19 protein-coding genes are annotated in these 20,282 nt (G+C 51.3%); 12 read left to right on the forward strand and 7 right to left on the reverse strand.

Features of this window, described 5'->3' with window-relative positions:
- Positions 1 to 7: 7 nt before the first annotated feature.
- Together MRY86_RS12765 and rsmI are read left to right on the forward strand one after the other, a co-directional pair.
- On the forward strand, positions 8 to 724 hold the full coding sequence (locus MRY86_RS12765) for a CDP-alcohol phosphatidyltransferase family protein (RefSeq protein ID WP_293566298.1): 717 nt from the start codon (positions 8 to 10) through the stop codon (positions 722 to 724).
- 21 nt (positions 725 to 745) lie between these two features.
- Positions 746 to 1,417, forward strand: coding sequence for a 16S rRNA (cytidine(1402)-2'-O)-methyltransferase (rsmI, locus tag MRY86_RS12770; RefSeq protein WP_293566326.1), 672 nt, complete (start codon positions 746 to 748; stop codon positions 1,415 to 1,417).
- Positions 1,418 to 1,431: 14 nt separating this feature from the next.
- Here the strand turns inward: rsmI and MRY86_RS12775 are convergent, their stop codons facing one another.
- Positions 1,432 to 1,752 carry a hypothetical protein gene (locus tag MRY86_RS12775; protein ID WP_293566328.1) on the reverse strand — a complete coding sequence of 107 codons (321 nt, stop codon included), beginning with the start codon at positions 1,750 to 1,752 and terminating at the stop codon, positions 1,432 to 1,434.
- 168 nt (positions 1,753 to 1,920) lie between these two features.
- Here MRY86_RS12775 and MRY86_RS12780 point away from each other — a divergent pair, with 168 nt between their 5' ends.
- Entirely contained in the window at positions 1,921 to 2,550 is a 630-nt protein-coding gene (locus tag MRY86_RS12780) for a DUF937 domain-containing protein (RefSeq protein ID WP_293566329.1), read from the forward strand.
- 87 nt (positions 2,551 to 2,637) lie between these two features.
- Here MRY86_RS12780 and MRY86_RS12785 read toward each other — a convergent pair whose 3' ends face one another.
- The 3 genes from MRY86_RS12785 to MRY86_RS12795 form a co-directional block, all read right to left on the reverse strand.
- Positions 2,638 to 2,865, reverse strand: a complete 228-nt coding sequence (locus tag MRY86_RS12785; RefSeq protein WP_044216909.1) for a twin-arginine translocase TatA/TatE family subunit — start codon at positions 2,863 to 2,865, stop codon at positions 2,638 to 2,640.
- Between the two features lie 122 nt (positions 2,866 to 2,987).
- On the reverse strand, positions 2,988 to 3,941 hold the full coding sequence (locus tag MRY86_RS12790) for a 2-oxoglutarate and iron-dependent oxygenase domain-containing protein (RefSeq protein WP_293571542.1): 954 nt from the start codon (positions 3,939 to 3,941) through the stop codon (positions 2,988 to 2,990).
- 83 nt (positions 3,942 to 4,024) lie between these two features.
- On the reverse strand, positions 4,025 to 4,501 hold the full coding sequence (locus tag MRY86_RS12795; RefSeq protein ID WP_293566416.1) for a hypothetical protein: 477 nt from the start codon (positions 4,499 to 4,501) through the stop codon (positions 4,025 to 4,027).
- 138 nt (positions 4,502 to 4,639) lie between these two features.
- Here MRY86_RS12795 and MRY86_RS12800 point away from each other — a divergent pair, with 138 nt between their 5' ends.
- From MRY86_RS12800 to MRY86_RS12820, 5 genes are all read left to right on the forward strand, one after another.
- Positions 4,640 to 5,722, forward strand: a complete 1,083-nt coding sequence (locus MRY86_RS12800; RefSeq protein WP_293566417.1) for a lysylphosphatidylglycerol synthase transmembrane domain-containing protein — start codon at positions 4,640 to 4,642, stop codon at positions 5,720 to 5,722.
- A 3-nt stretch (positions 5,723 to 5,725) separates the two neighbouring features.
- On the forward strand, positions 5,726 to 6,214 hold the full coding sequence (gene rfaE2, locus MRY86_RS12805) for a D-glycero-beta-D-manno-heptose 1-phosphate adenylyltransferase (RefSeq protein ID WP_293566418.1): 489 nt from the start codon (positions 5,726 to 5,728) through the stop codon (positions 6,212 to 6,214).
- Complete coding sequence (locus MRY86_RS12810) at positions 6,214 to 7,266, forward strand: Nif3-like dinuclear metal center hexameric protein (RefSeq protein ID WP_293566419.1); 1,053 nt, start codon at positions 6,214 to 6,216, stop codon at positions 7,264 to 7,266. The genes rfaE2 and MRY86_RS12810 overlap by 1 nt, the downstream gene beginning before the upstream one ends.
- A 49-nt stretch (positions 7,267 to 7,315) precedes the next feature.
- A complete protein-coding gene (locus tag MRY86_RS12815) occupies positions 7,316 to 8,077 on the forward strand; it encodes a C4-type zinc ribbon domain-containing protein (protein ID WP_293566420.1) in 762 nt (253 codons plus the stop codon).
- A 127-nt stretch (positions 8,078 to 8,204) separates the two neighbouring features.
- Positions 8,205 to 9,698, forward strand: a complete 1,494-nt coding sequence (locus MRY86_RS12820) for a tetratricopeptide repeat protein (protein WP_293566421.1) — start codon at positions 8,205 to 8,207, stop codon at positions 9,696 to 9,698.
- 7 nt (positions 9,699 to 9,705) lie between these two features.
- Here the strand turns inward: MRY86_RS12820 and MRY86_RS12825 are convergent, their stop codons facing one another.
- Positions 9,706 to 10,458 carry a DUF547 domain-containing protein gene (locus MRY86_RS12825; RefSeq protein ID WP_293566422.1) on the reverse strand — a complete coding sequence of 251 codons (753 nt, stop codon included), beginning with the start codon at positions 10,456 to 10,458 and terminating at the stop codon, positions 9,706 to 9,708.
- 85 nt (positions 10,459 to 10,543) lie between these two features.
- The gene (locus MRY86_RS12830; RefSeq protein WP_293566423.1) at positions 10,544 to 11,545 is read right to left on the reverse strand and encodes a transporter substrate-binding domain-containing protein; all 1,002 of its coding nucleotides are present in this window, start codon (positions 11,543 to 11,545) and stop codon (positions 10,544 to 10,546) included.
- A 206-nt stretch (positions 11,546 to 11,751) separates the two neighbouring features.
- Between MRY86_RS12830 and MRY86_RS12835 the strand changes: the two genes are divergently transcribed.
- The 4 genes from MRY86_RS12835 to MRY86_RS12850 all read left to right on the forward strand — a co-directional run bounded on the left by MRY86_RS12835 (position 11,752) and on the right by MRY86_RS12850 (position 19,269).
- Positions 11,752 to 15,108: a SusC/RagA family TonB-linked outer membrane protein gene (locus MRY86_RS12835; RefSeq protein WP_293566424.1), complete on the forward strand. Its 3,357-nt coding sequence runs from the start codon at positions 11,752 to 11,754 to the stop codon at positions 15,106 to 15,108.
- Positions 15,109 to 15,183: 75 nt separating this feature from the next.
- Positions 15,184 to 16,674, forward strand: a complete 1,491-nt coding sequence (locus MRY86_RS12840; RefSeq protein WP_293566425.1) for a SusD/RagB family nutrient-binding outer membrane lipoprotein — start codon at positions 15,184 to 15,186, stop codon at positions 16,672 to 16,674.
- A gap of 111 nt (positions 16,675 to 16,785) precedes the next feature.
- On the forward strand, positions 16,786 to 18,372 hold the full coding sequence (locus MRY86_RS12845) for a BCCT family transporter (RefSeq protein ID WP_293566426.1): 1,587 nt from the start codon (positions 16,786 to 16,788) through the stop codon (positions 18,370 to 18,372).
- Positions 18,373 to 18,375: 3 nt separating this feature from the next.
- A complete protein-coding gene (locus MRY86_RS12850) occupies positions 18,376 to 19,269 on the forward strand; it encodes a universal stress protein (RefSeq protein ID WP_293566427.1) in 894 nt (297 codons plus the stop codon).
- Between the two features lie 2 nt (positions 19,270 to 19,271).
- Here the strand turns inward: MRY86_RS12850 and MRY86_RS12855 are convergent, their stop codons facing one another.
- On the reverse strand, positions 19,272 to 20,099 hold the full coding sequence (locus MRY86_RS12855) for an ion transporter (RefSeq protein WP_293566428.1): 828 nt from the start codon (positions 20,097 to 20,099) through the stop codon (positions 19,272 to 19,274).
- Positions 20,100 to 20,282 lie beyond the last annotated feature (183 nt).

Here is a 20,282-nt window from a genome sequence, read left to right on the forward strand (position 1 = left end):
CGCACTCATGGTAAAAAAGCAAATTCCAAACGCGATTACCCTGCTCAACCTGGTCTTCGGCGGGTGTGCGCTGGTCAGTGTGCTGCATGGGCAGTACGTAGCCGGGTTTGGATTTATAGTGGCTGCGGTTGCGGCCGATTATGCGGATGGGTTGGTGGCCCGTTTGCTGGGCGTGCATTCGGAGCTGGGCAAAGAGCTGGACTCCATTGCCGATACGGTTTCCTTCGGGGTAGTGCCCGGAGCCATCTACTATCAGTTGCTGCTGGTGGCCCTGGGGCAGGAAGGAGCAGATGCGCTGGTGTATGCAGCAGTGCCTGGTTTTATCCTTTCGGCTTTCTCCGGTTTGCGGCTTGCCAAGTTCAACCTCGATACCCGGCAGACGGATGGCTTTATCGGCCTTCCGACGCCATCGAGTACGATGTTTGTGACCGGGCTGATGCTGATTTATGCCCTGGACAGTTACGGCATGGGAGCGTGGGTGGTCAGTAGCCCTGCACTGCTTTACTTCCTGATCGCCTTGCAGTCCTACCTGCTGGTGAGTGAAATCCCCATGTTTGCCCTCAAATTCAAATCGCTGGCGTGGGCAGGCAATGAGATTAAGTTTATCTTTGCCGGCATTGCTTTGCTATTGCTTATCCTGACCCGGGAAGTGGCTTTCTCAGCAGTGGTAGTGCTTTATGTTCTTTTTTCTGCTTTCCAGTATTTCACTAAGTCGGAGCACTGACTTAACAGAATCGACAACTGCATGCTTCATCTCATACCCACGCCCATTGGCAACCTGGAAGACATTACCCTTCGGGCGCTCCGCCTGCTGAAAGAAGTAGACCTCATCCTGGCGGAAGATACCCGCACCTCAAAAAAACTGTTGGACCACTACGAAATCACTACGCCGCTCCGTGCCTACCACGCCCATAACGAGCATAACATTACCGAAAATCTGGTCGAACAACTCAAAGGCGGTGCCCGGATGGCGCTGATTTCTGATGCGGGCATGCCGGGTATTTCTGACCCTGGCTTCCTATTGACCCGGTCCTGTGTGCAGGAAGGCGTGAAGGTGGAATGCCTGCCCGGCGCTACCGCTTTCGTACCTGCGCTTGTGGCTTCTGGTATCCCCTGCGATAAATTTCACTTCGAAGGTTTTCTGCCTCATAAAAAAGGCCGTCAAACCCGCTTGAGTTATCTGGCAGAACTGCCGGTCACATTCGTGCTTTATGAGTCGCCTTACCGCCTGGTCAAATGCCTGGAGCAGTTGGCAGCGCACTGTGGAGCAGACCGCCTCGCTTGCGTAGCCCGCGAATTGACCAAAATGCACGAAGAAGTCAGAACGGCATCACTTGAAGAGCTGATCGCTTACTATGGTCAACAGGCTAAAGTGAAAGGTGAAATTGTGGTGGTGGTTAGCGGGCAACCTGCGTAGGGCCAACCTTTCGCTTAAGCTTCCTGCGGCGGCTCCTGTTCATCTCCCTGTGCGGATGCCGAACCCGGTGCGTCAGAAGTTGGGAGCCCATCCTGGCGGGATGGAGAAAAGGGTATGGTGGGGCGACTATCAGCAGAAGCCGGTGCATTATCTAATGGTTCATCGGACTGATAGGGCAGGCGGTCTGCCTGTTCCTGCGCTTTTCTGATGTTAGCCATGGTATTGGCTGCGACAAGCCGCATCAGGCTGGCTACCCCAATGTCCGTGTCTGTCGCATCGGGCTCCTGCTCCCCGCGAAACCAGGCTATTACAGCTTTTAAATCGCTCCACATCATACGTTCAGTATCCTTTTACTTTGAGGAAACAGCCTGGGCCGGCTATAGTTGATGTGACCTTCCGGGAAAATAGCGTCTACAAAAAGCATTCCCGGGAAGCACGCATGTTTTGCTGCCCGAAAAACAATCCGTAATTTAACACCATAATCAACAACCATAAAAAACAATATGGAAGCTAACTTAATGAACCTCCTGCAAGGCTCCCTTTCTGAGGGCATGATTGACCAACTGAGCCAGCAAATCGGAGGTGCCGATAAGCAAAAAACCGCCGCTGCGGCTTCCGGCATCGTGAATACCCTGATGGGCGCACTAGCCAAAAATGCCGAATCCACAGAAGGTGCTCAGTCACTGAACAATGCACTGGAGCGGGACCACGACGGCAGTATACTGAACGATGTCATCGGTATGCTTAGCGGACAGCAGGTGCAGGCGCAGAATCCAAGTATGCTCAATGGCTCAGGTATCCTGAAGCATGTTCTGGGCAACAAGCAGGGAGGCGCAGTACAAATGATCAGTCAGCTTAGCGGGCTGGACTCTGACAAAACCGGCAGCCTGATGACGATGCTGGCACCGGTTGTAATGGGCGCGCTGGGCAAGACCAAGCGGGAGCAGGGGCTGGATATGGCAGGTATTGCTTCGCTGCTTTCGGGTACGGTATCCGCCGAGCGGGCGAATACAAACAATCCGGCAATCGATATGGCCATGAAGTTTCTGGACAGCGATGGGGACGGAAGCGTAGTGGATGACGTAGCCAGCATCGGCATGAAAATGTTAGGCGGGCTGTTTGGCAGGAAATAAACTGTCCTTCCGTAATCTGAGCACGAAAAAAGCCATCCGGGAAACATCTCGGATGGCTTTTCTGTTGGTGCGCAAAAACTGCGGAATTTATGCGTTGCTGTTTTCTTTCTTTTTCGCTTCCTCGCGCTCAGCCGCATCCATGCCCTCTTTCAGTTCGCTTTCGAGGGAAGAGCGGGCAGTGTTGAACTCGCGGATGCCCTTTCCAATGCCACGCATCAGCTCAGGAATTTTCTTACCGCCGAAAAGCAACAGAATTGCGAAGAGTACAACCAGCATTTCCGGGCCGAAGAAGTTGAACAACAGTATAGTTTCCATAATGATACTTTTTAATTATTGCAAAATTACAGCATTATGCTGTCCTTATCAACCTGCTTTCAGTCATCTGACCGTAATAAGAGGTTTAAGTTTAGTGAAGGTAATGTATTTTTTGGCCATCCTTATTTTTTCAGGCCGATTTCGCGCAGGCGTTCGTCGAGATATTCGCCGGCTGTGATGGGCTCGTAGTGCAACGGGTTTTCGGCGGTAATACACTTCGGCAGTGCGCTCAAATCCATTTCCGACTTCGGGTGAAGGAAGAAAGGGATAGAAAGCCGGGGCAGATGCCACTCTTCGCGCGGAGGATTGACCACCCGGTGGGTAGTTGACTTCAGGTAGTTGTTGGTCAGCCGCTGTAGCATATCCCCTACGTTGATGACAATCTCGTTTTCCTCCGGCATGATAGGCAGCCACTCCTCGTCTTTGTTGAGCAGTTGAAGCCCGCCGGCAGAAGCGCCCACAAGCAGGGTGATAAGGTTGATGTCTTCGTGCTGCTCTGCCCGTATTGCGGATTCCGGCTCTTTCGTGATCGGAGGATAGTGAATAGCCCGCAGGATGCTATTGCCTTTCTCAATATGCGCTTCAAAGTAATCTTCCGGCAGTTCCAGGTGGATGGCAATGGCTTTGAGGAGCTCGCCGCCGACCTTCTCAAAAGCCCGGTAAAGCTGCAGGCCGAGTTTGGTAAAGTCCGGAATTTCGGCAACATGCACATTATCCGGGTACCGAGCTTTGCGCGGATCATCGGCAGGTACTTCCTGTCCGATTTGGAAAAATTCCTTCAGGTCGGCTACTTCCGATTGCTTGGCGTGCTCTTTGCCAAAGGAGGTGTACCCCCGCTGTCCAGCCATGCCTGCAATCTCGTACTGCTCTTTAATAGGCGTGGATAACGCAAAAAATGCATTGGAAGCCTTGTAGAAGTCGTTGATCAGTTTTTCGGGTATGCCATGGCCGGTAACGCCAACAAAGCCAATTTCGTGAAAGGCCTTGCCCAGTTCTGCTACGAAAGCTTCGCGGGCGGTGGCATCGCCCTTGGTAAACTGAGACAAGTCTACAACAGGAATTACTCTTTTGGTCATTGGTACTTATGCTTGTTTGAAAATTGCGCCGCAAAGTACCGTAATTTACTGCTTTTCAGCAAGAAATTCTTCCTAAAGCATCGTTAAACCTCTTGGTCAAGCACGTTGCCCGCCACTTGTGAGGGCCTGGGCTGGGTGTTGATGATCCCGAAGGTGCCGCAGAAAAGGGCAATGCCTGCAAAAACAAAACCATACAGGTATTCATGCTCAAGGGGGCCTTCTACCTGATGCTTGATGATATCTTCCACATAAACCATAAACCAGGCCGGCAACATGCTGATGATAAAAATACCGAAGGAAAGGGCGACTACCCTGACTTGCTTTTGAGAGAAAATCGCCGCTAACCAGCTCATCAGCAGGGCCATTAGGCTGTAGAATTGGAAATCCTGGGCAAAGATCAGCCCGCTAAGTTGTTGGGTGTCCCCGGTAATGTCAGTGCCGAAGATGATCAGGTCGCGTGGAGTTTCTCCGGAAGTATGGACTTCGATAAGTGGAGAAAACAACAAACCTAAGGTGGCAAGAAAACCGAAAATGGGCAGGATTTGGCGGTGGAGTTTCATGGGATACCGTCTTTTATTTGCGATAAAACCGGATCCGCTGTAAAATGTTGAGCTTCAATAGTTTTTTCCCTTGGCCACCAGACTTTGCCATTTAGGTGCAGTCCCCTATCTTTGCGCCCACCATCAACCATACGACCTTTGAAAAAGACGCTCGTAAATATTCTTAAGTTCCTGTTGTTTTTAGGCCTGGGCCTGGGCATCCTGTACCTGGTGTACCGTGGCCAAAATGCCGCCTACCAGGAAGAATGTGCCCTAAAAGGCATTTCGGCTGAGGATTGCAGTTTATTCCAAAAAGTAGTTACCGACTTTCAGGAGGCCAACTACTTTTGGGTGCTGATGGTCCTTATTGCCTTTATGATGAGCAACGTAAGCCGTGCGATCCGCTGGAGTATGCTCATCCGGCCAATGGGCTACACGCCGCGGTTTATTAATGCCTTTCTGACCACCGTGCTGGGGTATTTTGCCAATCTGGGCCTGCCACGTATGGGCGAGGTCGTGCGGGGGGCTTCCCTGGCTCAATATGAAAAAATCCCGCTGGAAAAAGTCATGGGGACCATAGTCGTAGACCGGATTATTGACGTCATCAGCATTCTGTTGGTCACCGGGCTGGCTTTTCTGTTGGAGTATGATACCATCTGGCAGTTCGTCAATGAGAAAGCCGATCTCGGCAAGCTGGCAAATTTGGGCAACCTGATGGCTATGGCTGCTGGTGTAGGGGCAATGGGCATGGTGGTGTTGTACCTCTTTCGCAAGCCGCTGTCCCGAACGGCGATTTACAAGAAAGTCCGTGACCTGGCGCTTGGCTTTTGGGAAGGGCTGCAGACAGTGCGTCAGCTCGACCGCCCTTGGTGGTTCCTGTTTCACAGCATCAACATCTGGTTTATGTATTACCTGATGACTTACCTTTGTTTCTTCGCCTTTGCGCCCACCGCGGGCCTGCCAGCGGTGGCAGCGCTCACCGTATTCGTCTTTGGTGGATGGGGCGTGGTCATCCCTTCGCCCGGAGGTATGGGCACCTATCACTTCCTGGCGCAAACGGCACTGGCCATGTATGGCATCAGCGGAGACGACGGGTTTTCCTGGGCGAATATTGCCTTTTTTTCCATTCAGTTGGGCTGTAATGTCCTGGTGGGTATTCTTGCTCTCGTCTTTCTGCCTATTCTCAACCGCGACTATCAGCCGGGCAGTGACCGGGAGCAGATCGTGACCGCCAATGCATAATCTATGATTGAGAATATCAAAGCGAAAATCAAAGACTGGGCAGGTGCCGCACAGCAGCGGGCCGCCTGGCAACAGCAGGGCCAAAAGGTGGTCTTTACCAATGGCTGCTTCGATCTCCTGCACTACGGGCACATCCACTACCTGGCACAGGCACGGGAATTGGGTGACGCACTGATCATCGGGCTCAATGCAGCGGATTCGGTACGGCGGCTGAAGGGCCCCAACCGGCCGATAAACGATGAAACTACCCGACTTTGGCAAATGGCCGCCCTGCAATTTGTTGACCTGGTCGTGCCTTTTGAAGAAGACACCCCGGCGGCGCTTATTGAGCTGCTGAAGCCGGATGTGCTGGTCAAGGGAGGCGATTACGCAATCAATAGCATCGTTGGTGCAGATACAGTGCTCCAAAATGGTGGCGAAGTGCGCGTTTTGCCTTATATTGAAGGTTACTCGACGACCTCCTTAGAAGAAAAAATCAGAAACCGATCCTAATGCAGATACGCGATGTCATTCAGTACCTGGAACAAATAGCTCCATCATCCTATCAGGCTGGCTACGATAATGCCGGGCTGATCACCGGCGACCAAGGCGCAGAAGTGAAAGGCGTGCTTTGTTGCCTGGACTCTACGGAAGCGATTGTGGAAGAGGCGATCGAAAAAGGCTGTAACCTGATCGTTGCTCATCACCCTATAGTATTTAAGGGATTGAAAAGCCTGACTGGCCGCAACTATGTGGAAAGGGTGGTGATACAGGCCATTAAGCACGACATTGCGATCTACGCTATTCACACCAATCTTGACAGCGTATACTATCAGGGAGTTAATACCCGGATTGCGGAAAAACTACAGCTGGAAAATACCCGCATTCTGGCTCCGGCAGCGGTGATGAAGAAGCTCAGCATTTATGTGCCTCCGGCGTATAGCGATGTGGTTCGTAAAGCCCTCTTTGCAGCCGGTGCAGGCACGCTAAACCATGAAACAGGGCTAAGTTATGCCTCGCTTGGGGTGGGCACACAAGGTGATCAAACTGGCGCTGAGGTCAAACTTGAAGTCTTCTTTGCTTCCGGTCAGCAACCGGCCGTGCTGAAGGCGCTCCGGGATAGCGTCCCGGAAGTGCAATTGCCCTATGAGCTGGGCAGCATTGATAATAAAAGTGCGCTGGTCGGCTCCGGCATGGTCGGCCAACTGGCAAAGCCAATGAAGGAAGAAGCATTCCTCAAGCACCTGAAAAAAGCAATGGACGTTAATGTCATCCGGCATACCGCATTATTGGACAAGCCCGTTAAGACGTTAGCGGTTTGTGGGGGTGCAGGCGGCTTCCTGCTGGGGGCGGCTAAGGGGCAGGGCGCGGATATTTTTATCACAGCCGACTACAAATACCACGAATTCTTCGATGCGGACGGGCAAATCATCATCGCAGATATCGGGCACTTTGAAAGTGAGCAATTTACAATACAGCTGTTGCAGGAGATTATTTCTCAGAAATTTAGTAATTTTGCCGCTTATTGCACGGAAGTCACAACGAATCCCGTTCATTACTTGTAGTATAATGCAGTACTACTTCATCTGATCACTACTAAATCGATATAAAATAATGGCAGGAGAACCCACTGTTGCGGAGAAGCTGAAAAATTTATTCGAACTCCAAACCATTGATTCCAAGATTGATGAGATTGAAATCCTGAAGGGGGAGCTGCCGATAGAGGTGAGCGACCTGGAGGATGAAATTGCAGGCTTGGAGACCCGTATCAACCGCCTGACGGACAACATCGCTGAGTTTGACTCAGAAATCTCAAAGCACCGCGCCAACATCAAGGAGGCGGAAGCATTGATTGAGCGGTACAATACGCAGCTCGATAATGTAAAGAACAACCGCGAATACGACGCCCTGATGAAGGAGCTGGAAATGCAGAACCTGGAAATCCAGCTTTCTGAAAAGAAAATCCGTGGGGTTGAAAAAGACAAGGAGCGCAAGGCAGAAACCCTTGCTGCCAATCAGGAGCGGCTCGACCGTAAAGCTAAAGATCTGGCTACCAAAAAGGTAGAGCTGGAGGAGATCATTAAGAAAACAGAAAAGGAAGAGCAGAAGCTGCGCAAGGAAGCCGAAAAGTGGCGCAAGAAAATTGAAGACCGCCTCCTGCGCGCTTATGACCGCACCCGCACCAACTACCGCAATGGCCTGGCCGTGGTGACCGTTGAGCGGAATGCCTGTGGTGGCTGCTTTAACATGATCCCGCCGCAGCTACAGCTGGAGATTGCGATGCAGAAAAAAATTATCGCCTGCGAGCACTGCAGCCGTGTTTTGGTGGATGATGTCATTGCTGCTGAAGTAACCGGGGAGACAGAGACCGCATAACCCCGGGTGTTACTAAAAGTTAAAGAAGCCCTGATAAGCCTGCATTGCGCTATCGGGGCTTCTTTCGTTTATCTTCTGCACGGCTTAAGTTTCTAATGTCTGTTATCTTTGCTCCAAACCCAATAATATGCACGCCCTCCGGTTCTCCATATTCCTATTGCTTTTCCTGTCCGCCTCCCTGAGCTGCGCAGCGGGCAAGTATTTCCATTTCACTGCGGATGCTAAAACCGCCTATGAAAAAGCTACTGACCTCCGGTTTGGAGAGGCTTATGCCTTGCTGGCCAAAGTACGCCTGCAGGAACCGGATAATCTCATTGTACACCACATTGAGAATTACATCGACTTCTTCAAGTTGTACATCAATGAAAACGAAGAGGAGTACAAGCAGCTAAAAGTGAAACGCGACCGCCGGCTCGCTACGATCGTGGAGAAGGGCAACCCCAACTCGCCTTACTACCGTTTTGTACAGGCAGACATCCGGCTGCAGTGGGCGCTGGTGCGCTTGCGCTTTGAAGACTACCTAGGCGCATTTACGGAAGTGAGTAAAGCCTATAAACTGCTTCGCGAAAATGAAGCCCTGTACCCCGACTTTATGCCCAATAAAAAAGACCTGGGTATCCTCCATGCCATGGTGGGCACCATTCCGGATAGTTACAAATGGGGCGTGAAACTGCTGGGCGGGCTGGAAGGCACGATCGAGGAAGGCCGGCGCGAAGTGGAAGCGGTGCTGAAGTACGCCGAGACCCATGACTTCGTTTTTGAAAAGGAAACAAAGGTACTCTACGCGCTGCTGTTACTGCACCTCGAAAATAAGGGCGATACCGCCTGGCAGGCTGTCAACAAAGCAGGTCTTTCGCCCCGGCAGAGCCCTTTGGAATGCTTTGTGATGGCGCATGTGGCTATGCGGACCGGGCGCAATGATCAGGCTATAGAGCTGTTGCAGCTGTATCCGAAGAGCGGCGCTTACTTCAGTTTCCCCTACCTGGACTACATGTTGGGATTGGCTAAGCTGCGCCGGCTGGATCGCGATGCTGCCCCATACTTCCAATCCTACCTGAGCGCTTACAATGGGCGGAACTTCATCAAGGAAACCTACCAGAAACTCGGCTGGCAATCGCTGATCAATGGCAACGAAGCAGGCTATAAAAGGCATATGCTCAATTGCATTGCCCACGGCTATGCGGTAGCCGGGGGCGACAAAAACGCCCAGCAGGAGGCGGAATCCGGCATCGTACCGAACCTTGACTTGCTGCGCGCCCGCCTCCTCTTTGACGGAGGGTATTTCCAAAAAGGCTATCAGTTGCTGGCCAGTCAGGCAACGGATGGCTTCAAGGGCGCTCATGAATTGGAGTATTTCTACCGCCTGGGCCGGCTGCTGCATGGCATGGACCGGTACGAGGAAGCTCTGCGGCATTATCAGCTGACCTTGGATAAGGGAGCTGACTCTCCCTGGTTTTACGCTTGCAATGCTGCCCTGCAAATGGGCATTATCTACGAAGGGCAGGGGAATCGCACCCAGGCAAGGGCGGCCTACGAGCGTTGCCTGAGCCTCAAGCCCGAAGAATACCGCGTGGGCCTTCATCAAAAGGCCAAGGCTGGCCTTTCCCGTCTGGAGCAATAGTCGCTTTTTACTGGTCGTTGAGGCTCCAGTCGTACTCGAGGTAGGAAACTTCTGCGTCTGCATTGACTTTTACCGGCGCGTACTGATTGATATACTCGATGATGGATCTGCCATTGGTTTTGAAGTCACCGCCGTACCAGGTGAAAATTTTGGATAGTTGCGCAGAATTTGGGCTTACCTTGTTTTTACCTTCATCTGCAAGAAAGGCTTCGGCTGCCTGTGTCAGTTGGGCATCGAGTTTTTCAGGCGTGTAAGCCCGGTTGTACAGTTTTGGGCAGGACCGCGCAGCACAATTGACCGCAAAATGGATACGGGGCTCCTCAAATTTTGGGCGGATGATGCCATGCTCAATGTTATTCAAGTCGTAAGTCTGCCCCTCAATTTCAATAAACTTGATATCCCAAACGGTATTCACGAACGGTATGCCGTTTTTGATGTCCTTAATACTTTCTACGGGGTAGTGGTCGGCCACCAACTTTACCGTAAAGGCATTATAGGCATTGATCCAGTATGCCAGGCGCTCGTCCCGGGACCAGTGCTCATCGTTGGGGTGGTGCTGCCGCAGTTGGTCTAAGTAGTTGTTCAGGCGTACGCTGTCTGCAATGAAGCCCTGATAATCGACCAGACCTTCAGCGGTAACGTGCTTTTGGAGGAGGCTGTCCCAGATGCGGTGGTCAATGGGCTTGGAATCAGAAGCATAGTCGCTGACTTTACAACCGCTAAGCAAGGCGGCAAATACAAATAGTAGGCAATAACGCATGGACGGGTTTTATTGTCATAACGCGTCCTTTGGCATAAAGTTAGCACCACTGCATATCGGCTCCTCTTAAATGTCCGGTCCGGGACTACTCTTCCTTCAAATCATACTCTGAAAGGATCGCTTGCCATCGGCTGCTTTCCAGTATGCTGAGCATAACGGGGTTAATCCGGTCCGGCAAAGTACTGCCTTTGGGCAGGCCGTAGCTGTAATACTGTGTATTGAAGCGGTAGGGGAGGACTTGTAGCTCAGTGCGGTTGCCGCTAAGGATTTCGTACTTCAGGATGGGCTCGTCGTACACAAACGCTTCAATGTCCCCGGCTTGCAGCGCGTCCAGGCCTGCCTGAACATTATTGTAGGGCCGGGCGGGCACGTAGTTGTCTTCCAGAAACTGAAGGCTGGCAGAAGCCTCCACAGAACCTACATCATGCTGCCGCAATTCCTTCAAGCTTTCAATGTCGCCACTCAGCTGATTCACCGTTAGGGAAGAGGCGATACTTGCGGTAAGGCCGGAAATTATAATAATGGCTGTGAACATCCATACCAGCGCGACGATCCTGCCGCCAAGTGAGCGTGGAGATTTGTCGCCATAGCCCACTGTTGTCATCGTGACGGCTGACCACCAAATCCCTTCCCACATACCCTGCCAGCCATCGGGGAATTCCTCCGGATTGGCTTTGCGCTCGAACAGCCAGGCAATAAAGCCAAAGATGAAAATGACAATAAATAACACAAAAATGGCCTTTAAGAAATTAGTAGAGAAGAATTTTTTAACGAAAGCTAAGGCGCTCTCCAGGCCGCTGCTGCTGCGTGTAGCCACGGCGGAAGAAGAAACAAAAAACGGCTGGGTGAACTCGATCCGTTCAATACGGTCACTCGTTACAGTTAAAGGATTGATAGCAATATCAAGCGTTCCGGCTTCCAGCTGGTCCAGCATTTCGCTTAGGGTAAGCTCCCGTATCTCATAGGGCTGATCGAGTTCAGCCGCTACCTGCTCCCACAGCCATGCACTAATCCCTTCAATTTGATCTGTATTTTTTTTGAACAAAAAAGGTGGCGATTCTTTTACGCCCACATATAAAGTTGACAAGCTATCTGAGTTAAGGAGGTTTTCTTGCCCATTTGTACCTGAATTAAAGATTAATGTGAATATTAAGTACGAAATAATGTGCCTAAGTGTCATTTATTTTCGATTTTTGTGCCCAAAATAAGCAATACGAGTTTCTAAGTTAATAAAAAGTAGTGTGTTTAGCGCACTGCTCGGTCTATGTTTATTCTTAATTAAACACTAGTTTTATGAATCGTACTTTACAAATGACTCGCCACTTTCTTGGGCTGGTCCTGCTGTTTGCATGCAGTAGCACCATGCTGGCACAAGCCGGTGGGAGAACCATTACTGGTACTGTAACTGATAATGAAGGCGAGCCTCTTATTGGTGCCAACGTTTACGTGAAAAAGACGGTAAAAGGTACCGTAACGGATTTCAATGGTGCCTATGAGCTGCCTATTGCCGAAGATGCAGAAATCCTGGTCTTCTCTTATGTTGGCTTTAGTACAATGGAAGTGCCGCTTGAGGCAGGCAAGGATACCTACGATGTTGTCCTGAGCTCAGAAATTGAGCTGGACGAAGTGGTCGTCACAGCTCTTGGCATTGAGCGCGAGGAGAAAGCCCTGGGCTACTCCGTGCAAAAGCTCGGCGCTGATCAGATTGCGAAGGTAAAGCCGACCAATGTCACCAACGCTCTGGCGGGTAAAGCCTCCGGTGTATATGTGACAGGTAGCTCCGCTGGCCCAACCGCTTCTTCCAACATCAATATTCGTGGTGCAGCCTCGCTGCTGGGTAATAACCAACCACTCTTTGTGGTTAACGGTATCCCTATTACCAATGACCTGTACAGTTTTGATGATGGCCTGAACGGATCGACTACCATCGACTTTGGTAATGCTGCGCAGATCGTCAACCCGGATGATATTGCCTCCATCAACGTCCTGAAAGGGCCTGCAGCTTCTGCACTTTACGGCTCACGTGCCGCCAACGGGGTAATCCTGATCGAAACCAAGACGGGGAAAGATGCTCAGGGCTGGGGTGTGGAAATCAACTCCACAACCATGGCACAGACCATCCTCAAGCTGCCCAACTACCAGAATGAATTTGGTTTTGGTGGCGGTGGCAAGTACAGCTACATCGATGGTACCAACTATATCGGCGATAAGGAATACTACGAAGCATACGGTGAAAACTGGGGCCCGCGCATGAACGGGCAGTTGATCAAGCAGTTCAACTCTGATGGGCAGCCGGCTCCGTTTACGCCCGCTGAAGACAATATCCGCAACTTCTTCCGCACGGGAGTATCGAGTATCAACAACATCGCGATCAACAACAACTCAGAGGCTGGTGATTTCCGCCTTTCGTACACAAACACCTCTAACCGTGGGATCGTGCCTAACACGAACTTGCAGCGTAATACGTTTCAGACCAGCATCGGCCGTCAGCTCTTTGACGACCGCCTCGATGTGCGCCTGAATGCCATGTACGTACGTTCTGGCTCTGATAATGTGCCGAACTCCGGTTACGATGAGTCTTCTTCCGTGATGTACGGCTGGCTCTGGTACCCGCGGCAGGTAGCTATTGACGACCTGCGCGACTACTGGGAGCCTGGCCTGGAAGGGGTCCAACAGCGTTATGTGGAGGACCTTTGGGTGAATAACCCCTGGTTCATCGCTAATGAAAATACAAACAGTTTCAGCAGCAACCGCGTAATCGGTAACCTGCAGCTGTCTTACGAGCTGAATGATAACTTTGATATCCGCCTGCGCTACGGTGCAGACGTAGTAGACGATGAGCGGGCCTACCGCCGGGCGCCTTCCACCAAGGCCACACCAGGTGAGAATGGCAGCTATCGCGAGGATGAAATCTCCTTCACAGAGACGAATGCTGAGGCGCTGATCGGTTATCATACCGACCGGGGCAATAACTCCCTCTTTGACCTGGACGTAAAAATTGGTGGTAACATCATGCGGCAGGACGCCAACTTCCTGGTGGCTAACAACCCGGAACTGAAGTTTGCAGGTACAAGCGAAAGTATTTACACCCTCGCTAACGCACGCTCTGGCGTGTTGGTAGAGTCTCAGAAGACCACTACGGGTATCAATAGCTTATTTGGTCTTGCGACGATTTCCTACGATGACTTTATCTACCTGGATGCATCGCTTCGGCAGGATTGGAACAGTACATTGGTCAATCCGGAGGTGGGTATCGACGGATCAGACTATGATTTCTTATATCCTTCCGTCTCGGTAAGTGCCGTACTGAGCGAAAAGCTCAATCTGGGTGCTAACTCTTCCCTTTCCTTCCTGAAGCTGAAAGGGGCCTATGCAGAAGTAGGTAACGGTGCGCCCCCATATTCTTTCGGCAACACCTTTACGCCACAAGCAGCCTTCGGTGCCACATCGGTATTCACAACCAACCGCACTGTAGCTGACCCGAACCTGACCAACGAACGCACACAGGCGATCGAAGTAGGTGTTGATGTACGCTTCCTGAACGATCGTTTGCGTTTGGATGCGACCTATTATAATATGCTGAGCTTCGACCAGGTGATTACCCTGCCCGTTGCAGCAACGAGTGGTTACGACTTCAGCCTCACCAACGGCGGTGAAATCCGCAACGAAGGTATTGAGCTGATGCTGAGCGCCACACCGGTGAAGCGCCGCAACTTCAGCTGGGACGTGATGCTGAACGTAGGCCACAACCGCGCTATCGTGGAAAGCCTGCCTGACATTATCACCAGCGGGCGTTACAGCATTATTGCGGATGTATTCCCCGGTGATGAGGGTGGTGCAGACCTGGAGTACGTTGCTGAAGAAGGCGAACTGCTCGGTCAGCTCTACGGCCTCGGTTTCCAGCGGGTGGAAGGCGGTCAGTATGATGGCCAGATTATCCACGAGAATGGGCTGCCTCTGCTGACAGAAGAAAAAGTGTCTGCCGGGTCTTTCCAGCCAGATGCCCGTATTGGTATCTACAATACCCTGAATTTCGGCAACATCAGCTTTGGTTTCCTCTTTGACGGCCAGGTTGGGGGTAACATCTACTCTCGTACACACGCACTGATGAACACAGGCGGTACAATTACCAACGAAGATGATCCGAACCTTGACCTGTTGACAACGGAAGGCCGTACGGTATACAGCGTAGACTATGATGCCAATGGCGATCCCATCTACACGCTTGAGCAGGAGGGTGGTATCATTGGGCCAGGTGTGAAAAACATCGGCACAGCCGAAAATCCGGAATACGTCCCTAACGACGTGGCTGTAGAGCCAGGTGGAGCCGGCTATACCGGTTACTTCTACAACTACTACGGCAACGGGTTCAACCGTGACAATATAGAAGCAGCAACTTACGATGCCACCTATGTGAAGCTCCGTGAGGTGAGCCTGTCCTACCGCATCCCATCCGGCGTGCTGGAATCTGCAGGTCTTGCCAACGCAAGCATCTCACTGGTAGGCCGCAACCTTTTGCTCTTCACCAATGTGCCATCTATCGATCCGGAGACCTACTCGATCCGGAACGGCTTGTTTGTGAACGGCTTTGAGAGTACGCAACTGCCTTCTGTAAGAAGCTTTGGTATTTCTCTTAACCTGGGCTTCTAACTCAAAAGCTTGAAACGCATTCGAGGGAGGAAGTGCTATCCTCCCTCCCTATTTTTCAAGACAAAAAAGACATTTATGAAATTTTTCAAATCTATATCACTCCTCTTAGTGCTGGCCGGTCTGTTCCTGGTTTCCTGCGAGCAATTTGACGAGTTTAACGAAAACCCGAACGAGCCCACAACGGTATCTCCTGACGTGCTCATGGCTTCGGCTATTCGGAACAGTGTAAATACAACCACTGAAGAGTCTTTCCTCCTGGGCAACAACATCGCCCAGCTAAGTGCCAAGACCCTCCGTAACGAGGTAGACGCTTACAACTGGAATGCCTTTCCTACCGTTTGGGAAGGGCTCTACGGCAGCCTGACTGATGTGTATGCTGTGGAAGAAATTGCGATTGAATCAGAGAATGCTCACCTCGAAGGTGCGGCAATCGTCCTGCGTAGCTGGATTTTCTCCGTACTGACGAACGCTTATGGCGATGTGCCTTATTTTGACGCCATCAGCGGCCTGCAGGATAACTTTACACCGGTATACGACCCACAGCCTGAAATCTACGCAGACCTGCTCAGTGAGCTGGAGCGTGCAAGCAATCTGTTGTCCTCTTCCAACGGCGGCTCTATTGCCGGCGACCTGATTTTTAATGGCGACGCTTCCAAGTGGCAGAAATTTGCGAACTCCCTGCGTTTGCAGCTGCTGATGCTGGCCAGTAATCAACTGGATAACGCGGCAGCTGATTTTGCTGCCATCGTCGACGGTAGCAATATTATGGAAAGCAATGACGACAACGCCACCCTGACGTACCTCAACGCTTTCCCGAATCAGTTCCCACTGATCCCCTTGAAAACAGGTGACTTTGATGCAGTGGCGATCAGCTCAACCCTCGTGGCCCACCTGACAGATTACGATGACCCTCGTCTGTTCCGCTACGCACGGCCGGACAACGATATGTACTCCACCGAAGGCACCTTCAATGGAGCGGATAATGGCAACAATACAGAAAACTGCAGCAAAACGGGCTCCCGCCTTGGCGCTGCCTACTATGTAGATGCTTCTCAGACAACCGCTTCAGAGCTGGGCATCGACCTGGCAAAGGGTATCCTGATGACTTACGCTGAGGTTGAATTCCTATTGGCGGAAGCAGCAGCCAAGGGTTGGATATCCGGTGATGTGGAAAGCCACTACCGCAACGGTATTGCCGCATCCATGGAGTACCATCAGGTCGATTTGTCCGCTACGCAATGGTCTTCCTTTGAAGACTTCTATGACAACTCTGGTGTCGCTTACGAAAAAGTAACAGACATCTGGGAGCAGAAGTGGGTCGCTTTGTTCTTCCACGGTTTACAGCCCTACTTTGAGCTGCGCCGGTGGTACCAAGAGAGCGGGATGAGCTGGGACGGTATCCCATTTCTCAATCCGCCCTGCGCCAACGTCAATGACGACGAACTGCCCCTTCGTTTCCTCTACCCTGGTCAGGAGATCAGCCTGAACGAAACGAACTACAACGCCGCAGTAGACCGCCTTGGCGGCTCTAACTCACAAAACGCTGCAATGTGGCTGGTGCAGTAAGCATACTCATTGCAAAGCATTGAATAAAGATGCGCGTGTGCCACCTCTGGTTAGGAGAGGTGGCACACTTGTGTTTTGGGCAAGTTTTTAATCATCCCAACCAACAGGTTTATGTCTAAGAAGTATTTTGACATCCACGCCCCGGTTTTTTATCCTTCGGCTGTTATCATCCTGATCTTCATTGGGCTGACGCTGGGGATAGGGGAGCCGATGGAAGAGATTTTTTCAAAAACCACCGCCGGGATTACCACTAATGCCGGATGGCTGCTGGTAATGGCGGTGAATATTTTCCTGGCGTTTTCCCTCTACTTCGCCTTTAGTAAAATGGGTCAGATCCGCCTCGGAGGGCCCAAGGCAAAGCCCGACTTCAGCACTTTTGCCTGGTTTGCGATGCTCTTTTCGGCGGGTATGGGCATCGGGCTGCTGTTCTTTAGTGTGGCAGAGCCGATTCTTCACTATTCCAATCCTCCGCGTGGTGCCGCCAATCCTGCTGCTGCCGCACAGGATGCTATGAAGTTTACCTTTTTGCACTATGGGCTGCATGCGTGGGCTATCTATGCAATCGTGGGTATGTCCCTCGCCTTTTTTACCTTCAATAAGAAACTGCCCCTGACGCTACGCTCGGTATTTTACCCACTGTTAGGGGACCGTATTCACGGGCCGATAGGGAACATCATTGATGTGGTGGCTGTGGTGGCTACGTTGTTTGGGCTTGCTACTTCTCTAGGGTTTGGTGTACAGCAGGTTTCAGCTGGACTTGCCCACCTTTTTGATACACCGGATACGGTTAACATGCAGGTCTTTTTGATCGCTGCAATTACCGGTGCCGCTACGATTTCTGTTGTGTTGGGGCTCGACAAGGGGGTGCGGGTGCTCAGCGAACTCAATATGCGCATGGGGTTGATTTTCCTAATCGCTATGCTTATTCTTGGGCCTACCGTCTTTCTGATGGATTCCTTTATTCAAAATACCGGCGCTTATCTGCAAGAGCTGATTTCCATTGGTGCCTGGACGGAGTCTTATGCCGGTACCACCTGGCAGCACGACTGGTCTGTTTTCTATTGGGCCTGGTGGATTTCCTGGTCGCCATTTGTAGGTATGTTTATTGCCCGGGTGTCGAAGGGGCGTACGGTACGAGAGTTTTTTCTGGGCGTACTGTTGGTGCCATCTTTGCTGACGTTCCTGTGGATGTCTGTTTTCGGAGGTTCCGCGCTCTTCCTTGAGTTGAATGGGATAGGGGATATCGCCACGGCTGTAAATGAGAATATTGCCACAGCCTTATTTGTACTGCTGGAGGAGTATCCATTGAGTTTTGTGACCTCTATTATTGGTATCTTGCTGGTGACCAGCTTTTTTGTGACTTCTTCAGACAGTGGATCACTGGTAATAGACAGTATTACTTCCGGTGGAAAACTGGACGCGCCAGTGGGGCAGCGTATTTTCTGGGCCCTTTCGGAGGGGGCGGTTGCTGCTACCCTGCTTTTGGGAGGTGGTTTAAAAGCCCTTCAGACTGCTGCGATCTCCACCGGCCTGCCCTTTACCCTATTGCTGTTTGTAATGTGTTATAGTTTATACAAAGGGCTGGTTAAGGAATTCGAAGAGATGCAGCAGCAAAAACAGCTGAAAGAGCGGGAGTCCTACCGGCAGGTCTTATCAGAACTCATTGCCAAGCGGCAGAAAAAAAATAAAGTCGAATAACCTATGGTTGCCTACAAATCAATACTGTTCGGTCTGGACCTGACCGATATGGACCAGGTCATGTTGCGCTACGCTCGTTTCCTCTGCGAAGCCCTTCCGGGAGTGGAGGAGGTCTATTTTCAGCACAACATCCGTTTTGACTATCCCGAAGAAGCGGAATCCCTTCTGGAAGAATTGGAGCGGCCGCTTTCAGAGCTCATTGGTGAGGAAATTGAAGAAAATATTGATGCCCATTTCCTTCAGCAAAATGGCGGCACGATGCCAGACGTGGATTGGGAAGTCATCGTCACAGAGGGCAGCTCCACGGCTCAGGAGATCGTGAAAACGGCCAGTGCTCAGGGGGTGGAGCTGATCGTAGTGGGCAAAAAACTATCCTATCAAGGCTCAGGGCAGGTGGCCGAAAAAGTCTTGCGGCAAGCCTCTTTGAAGTCAGACCTGCTAGCCGTACCGGAGACGGCACCACACCACATGGAGCGCATCGTTGTGCCAATTGATTTCTCTCCGTCGTCCAGGCGTGCGTTGCTTGCAGGCAAACGGATTGAAAATGCGGTTGGTGGCGTGCTCACGAGCCAGCATGTGTATACCATTCCAATGCACTATTTCCCCTTTATCCCGGTACAGGGGTTCCGGAAGTCTATGAAGGAGGAGGCAGAAGACCAGTACAAGCGGTTTCGCCGGGGGCTGCCAGAGCCGTTGCAGGGCATATCCTGCATATTTACGTATAGTGAAGACCGCACTACAGCTCAGGCGGTGTACGACTTCGCCATTCAAAAAAGCAAAGACCTCGTGGTCATTGGGTCAAAGGGGCGCAGTAATATCCCCGCCATACTGCTGGGCAGCACGGCCATACAATTACTGAACTTCGAGTTTCATATCCCGGTATTGATTGTCCGGTAAATTCAGGGGTTCAGTTTCTCGCCGCAGTATTTGCAATGGATGGCATCAAGGTCGTGCCCCTCTTGTCCACAGTAACGACAGGCTTGGGTATTGGTCCTGCCACTCTTATATTCCTTAACAAATTCGGCAGAGACGATACCGGTCGGCACGGCAATAATGGCATAACCCAGTATCATGACCACGGCGGAGATGAGCTGCCCAAGTTCTGTCCGCGGAGTGATATCGCCATAACCTACGGTGGTAAGGGTGACGACGGACCAGTAGACACCCCGGGGGATGCTGGAGAATCCTTCATTACTGCCTCCTTCGATGAGGTACATCAGTGCGCCAATGATAATCACCAGCAGGGAGACAAAAGTGAGGAAAACCGTGATCTTAGCTCGGCTTGCCCGCAGCGCCTGAATGATAATATCCCCTTCATTAATGAAGTGCGCCATTTTGAATATCCGAAAAATGCGAATCAGCCTGAAGGCACGGATGATCAGGAAATACTGGGCTGTTGGCAGAAACAGCGCCAGGTAGGACGGCAAAATTGCCAATAAGTCAATAATTCCGAAAAAGCTGGTTGCGTACTTCCTGGGGCGCAGCACGCAGTAGAGGCGAAGTAGGTACTCTATGGTGAAAAAGACGGTAAATACCCATTCAATTACGGTGAATAAGGCCGCATACTGGCGTTGGAGGGGCTCTACACTCTCCAGCATCACCGTCAGTACACTGGCGGCAATGAGGATCAGGAGGATGATATCGAACGCTTTCCCTTCGGGCGTATCTGCTTCGAAAATGACCTCATGGAGTTTGTCCCGGAATGCGGAGGATTCAGATTGCGGCATGTAGTGGTGGCATTAATGCTTGCCGTTAAATTAGGGCTAATTAAATGATTTTGAAAATGGAGCAGGCGTCATCCGGTGATAAATAAGTAGCGAAAGTTCCTTTTTTGATAAAGATCAGTCCGGATCAACTCGGTAGATTTAACAAGCAGGATGCACACGTCGCATTTGGCTGGATTGAAAAAA

It is taken from the genome of Phaeodactylibacter sp. (assembly GCF_022763345.1).
Lineage (GTDB): Bacteria > Bacteroidota > Bacteroidia > Chitinophagales > Saprospiraceae > Phaeodactylibacter.

Coding starts and splice junctions, on each gene's coding strand:
- MRY86_RS12765 (WP_293566298.1), top strand. CDS start 8: ATGGTAAAAAAGCAAATTCCAAACGCGATTACCCTGCTCAACCTGGTC.
- MRY86_RS12780 (WP_293566329.1), top strand. CDS start 1,921: ATGGAAGCTAACTTAATGAACCTCCTGCAAGGCTCCCTTTCTGAGGGC.
- MRY86_RS12820 (WP_293566421.1), top strand. CDS start 8,205: ATGCACGCCCTCCGGTTCTCCATATTCCTATTGCTTTTCCTGTCCGCC.
- MRY86_RS12845 (WP_293566426.1), top strand. CDS start 16,786: ATGTCTAAGAAGTATTTTGACATCCACGCCCCGGTTTTTTATCCTTCG.
- MRY86_RS12795 (WP_293566416.1), bottom strand. CDS start 4,501: ATGAAACTCCACCGCCAAATCCTGCCCATTTTCGGTTTTCTTGCCACC.
- MRY86_RS12785 (WP_044216909.1), bottom strand. CDS start 2,865: ATGGAAACTATACTGTTGTTCAACTTCTTCGGCCCGGAAATGCTGGTT.
- MRY86_RS12810 (WP_293566419.1), top strand. CDS start 6,214: ATGCAGATACGCGATGTCATTCAGTACCTGGAACAAATAGCTCCATCA.
- MRY86_RS12835 (WP_293566424.1), top strand. CDS start 11,752: ATGAATCGTACTTTACAAATGACTCGCCACTTTCTTGGGCTGGTCCTG.
- rfaE2 (WP_293566418.1), top strand. CDS start 5,726: ATGATTGAGAATATCAAAGCGAAAATCAAAGACTGGGCAGGTGCCGCA.
- MRY86_RS12825 (WP_293566422.1), bottom strand. CDS start 10,458: ATGCGTTATTGCCTACTATTTGTATTTGCCGCCTTGCTTAGCGGTTGT.
- MRY86_RS12855 (WP_293566428.1), bottom strand. CDS start 20,099: ATGCCGCAATCTGAATCCTCCGCATTCCGGGACAAACTCCATGAGGTC.
- MRY86_RS12790 (WP_293571542.1), bottom strand. CDS start 3,941: ATGACCAAAAGAGTAATTCCTGTTGTAGACTTGTCTCAGTTTACCAAG.
- MRY86_RS12840 (WP_293566425.1), top strand. CDS start 15,184: ATGAAATTTTTCAAATCTATATCACTCCTCTTAGTGCTGGCCGGTCTG.
- rsmI (WP_293566326.1), top strand. CDS start 746: ATGCTTCATCTCATACCCACGCCCATTGGCAACCTGGAAGACATTACC.
- MRY86_RS12815 (WP_293566420.1), top strand. CDS start 7,316: ATGGCAGGAGAACCCACTGTTGCGGAGAAGCTGAAAAATTTATTCGAA.
- MRY86_RS12775 (WP_293566328.1), bottom strand. CDS start 1,752: ATGATGTGGAGCGATTTAAAAGCTGTAATAGCCTGGTTTCGCGGGGAG.
- MRY86_RS12850 (WP_293566427.1), top strand. CDS start 18,376: ATGGTTGCCTACAAATCAATACTGTTCGGTCTGGACCTGACCGATATG.